Annotated in this window: 3 protein-coding genes; all 3 read right to left on the bottom strand. The window is 56.8% G+C overall.

What is annotated here, in order from left to right:
- On the bottom strand, positions 1–1,577 hold a 1,577-nt coding region (gene asmA / locus ACMX3H_RS20070), incomplete at its 3' end, for an outer membrane assembly protein AsmA (protein ID WP_415211949.1).
- A gap of 45 nt (positions 1,578–1,622) precedes the next feature.
- Positions 1,623–2,204, bottom strand: coding sequence for a dCTP deaminase (gene dcd / locus ACMX3H_RS20065; protein ID WP_415211948.1), 582 nt, complete (start codon positions 2,202–2,204; stop codon positions 1,623–1,625).
- Positions 2,205–2,287: 83 nt separating this feature from the next.
- The coding region (gene udk / locus ACMX3H_RS20060) for a uridine kinase (protein ID WP_415211947.1) at positions 2,288–2,758 on the bottom strand (471 nt) is incomplete at its 5' end.

Raw genomic sequence — 2,758 nt, 5'->3', positions numbered from 1 at the left:
AAATTCAGGGTGCCATCGCCGGTAAGCGCCAGCAGTTCGGAATCCCCCGCCAGATCGGCAAGCCGCAGGTTGCCCTGGTTAAGGGTGGCGTTAGCGGTAAGCTGGCGCACTTGTGAATAACGCTCGTCGCGTTCCTCGGCCGCCACACTGCCATTGGTGCGCGTTACCGCCCTTTGAATCAACTGCGAAATGTTCAGCCCTTCCAATTTGGCGTCATCCAACGTCATGGCGGCCGATCCCTGCCAACCGCGGGCAAAATCCATCGCGGTGAAATTATGTCCCCACACCTCTCCTTGCAGGGAGAGTTGGCCGGTCAACGTCTGGGGCAATGCAAACGCTTTCAGCAGCGGGCCGAGCGCGACACGGGAAAATTGCGGATGCAGATGGCACAGAGGTTGTTTGCCGGTGGTATCCAGCGTGCCGGGCAAATTAAACTCTCCTTCGCCAAGTTTGCCGGTAAATGTGTTCAGGCTCAGCTGTCCACGGCGGTTGTCCGCCTGCACGTTAAAATCGGTCATTGTCAGACCGTGATAAATGACGTTTTGGGCGCTCAGGCTAAGCTGACCGCTAAAATCATTAAGATTGGACAGCACGTTATTCGTCAGGGCGCTGTTGGCTATTACCGGTCGACCCGTGGCGGCGCTTTGATTCTGCGCCCGCACGTCGTTGCCGTCGGCAGGCGGCTGCAGCCCCAGCAAGGTATCCAGATTCAGGGTCTTCGCCGCCAAATCCAGTTGATACACCGGCTCATCGCCCAGCCGGGCGCTTATCTGACCACTTAACTCGCTGTCGTTGGCGCTGAAGGTCAATTCACCGAGCGTTAACGACTGATTGACGGAGGAATAATCGGCATTGAAGGCGCCTTCACCTTCAATGCCCTGCTCCGGCAGGCCATTAGCGCGCAGCCGATAACTGAATTTGTCCATGTGGGCGCTGACCTGGCGCGGGTATTGACTGAGATCCAGGCTACCGTTGAGGGAGACCGTCAGATCACGTTGATCGCGATTGAGACGACCGGAAAATTCGATACTTGCTTTGCGTGCGTCGTCCTGTTTCATTTGCAAATTCAGGTCGCGCAAATTGAGTTGTTCATTGGCATCGCGCTGCCAGATAAGTAAGCTGTCGGCGACCTGCAGGCTGCCGATATTCCAGGACCAGCCGCTGCCTTCTTCCGGCTCCGGCGTACCCGCCGGCGCGATGGGGGCATTCTTGGGACGGCGGGCCGCGCTGTCCGGTGTCAACGTAATGACCGCCCCTTTCAACATGACCTGTTTTACCGACAACTGATGGGACAACAGCGGCCACAGCGCCACGTCCAGACGCATATTCTCCGCGCTGACCAGCGGAAGCGACGCGCCGGGGGCGGTGAGCTTCATACGTCCCGCGAGAATGCTCAATTGCGGCCAGGCATGCCAGCGCAAATCTCCCCCCAGCGCCAAATGATAGCCGCTGCGCTGTTCCACCTGGGTGATCATATAGCTGCGAAAATCATTGGGATTGATTAGCGCCACCATGGCCGTCAGCCCGGCCACCACCACCACCAGCAAAATGAACAGCGTCGTCAGTAATCTTCTCATGCGGTCCTCTTTCGTTATTACCCGATGCCACAGGCCTCTGACGATTCAGTCCTTGTCGATCCGACTGGCCACGGCGCCTTGCTGATTGCGGTATTTGGCATCTTCGCGCCTATTATAGGGGCGGGCCGCGGGACCGCTCAGGGGTTCAAAACTCAAGGCGCCTATCAGCATGCCGGGACGCAACGCCAGCGGCAACTTACCTGAATTATAGAACTCCAGTACGATTCTACCCTGCCAGCCGGGATCGATCCGGTGCGCGGTCACGTGAACCATCAGGCCCAGGCGCGCCAGCGAGGAGCGCCCGTCCAGCCAGCCAACCAAATCATCAGGCAATGTGACCGATTCCAGGGTAGCCGCCAGCGCCAACTCGCCCGGATGCAGAAAAAAGGCTTCGCCTTCGGCCAGCTGAATTTCGTCGCTCATCACCCGATCCAGCGCCGCGGCCACTTTATCTTTTGGCCCGCTGAGATCGATATAGGCCGCGGTATGGCCCCGAAAGACCCGGAACTGGTTACCCAGCCGTACATCCACCGTGGCCCCGTTAATCCTTTCTTGCGGCGGGCGCGGCGAGATGGCCAGTCGGCCTTCATCCAGCCAGATCTCAATATCACGGTCGCACAGTCTCATCGCTTGTCTCTCCATAAGGGCGTGAATGTGGGGTTGCCGCTACGGCGGCGGCGGCCGGTCAGGTTTCAAATACTACACGGGAATTATTCGAAAAACTGACTGATCTTCGCTTTTAAAATATCGATGGCAATCCGGTTCTTACCACCGCGCGGGACAATGATGTCAGCGTATTGTTTCGACGGTTCAATAAACTGCAGAAACATCGGACGGACGGTACGCTGATATTGCTCTATAACGGAGTCCATCAAACGTCCGCGTTCATTGACGTCGCGTTTCATACGGCGCATGAGGCAAATATCCAGCGGCGTATCCACAAAAATAGAAAAATTCATCTCCTGGCGCAGGCGTAAATCGGTCAACAACAATATCCCTTCCAAGATAATGACTTTTTTGGGCCGCAGGTGAAGGGTTTCAGGACGGCGGGTATGTTCTACATAACTGTAGACCGGCATCTCGATAGCCAAGCCCGCCTTCAGCATCTGGATATGTTGAAACAGCAGGCTATGATCCATAGCGCTCGGGTGGTCGTAATTGGTTTTGACCCGTTCCGGCAT

The sequence above is a fragment of the Sodalis sp. (in: enterobacteria) genome, assembly GCF_047607725.1.
In the GTDB taxonomy this organism is placed as follows: domain Bacteria; phylum Pseudomonadota; class Gammaproteobacteria; order Enterobacterales; family Enterobacteriaceae; genus JBLKSS01.
This window is presented reverse-complemented; position numbering and strand designations above follow the sequence as displayed.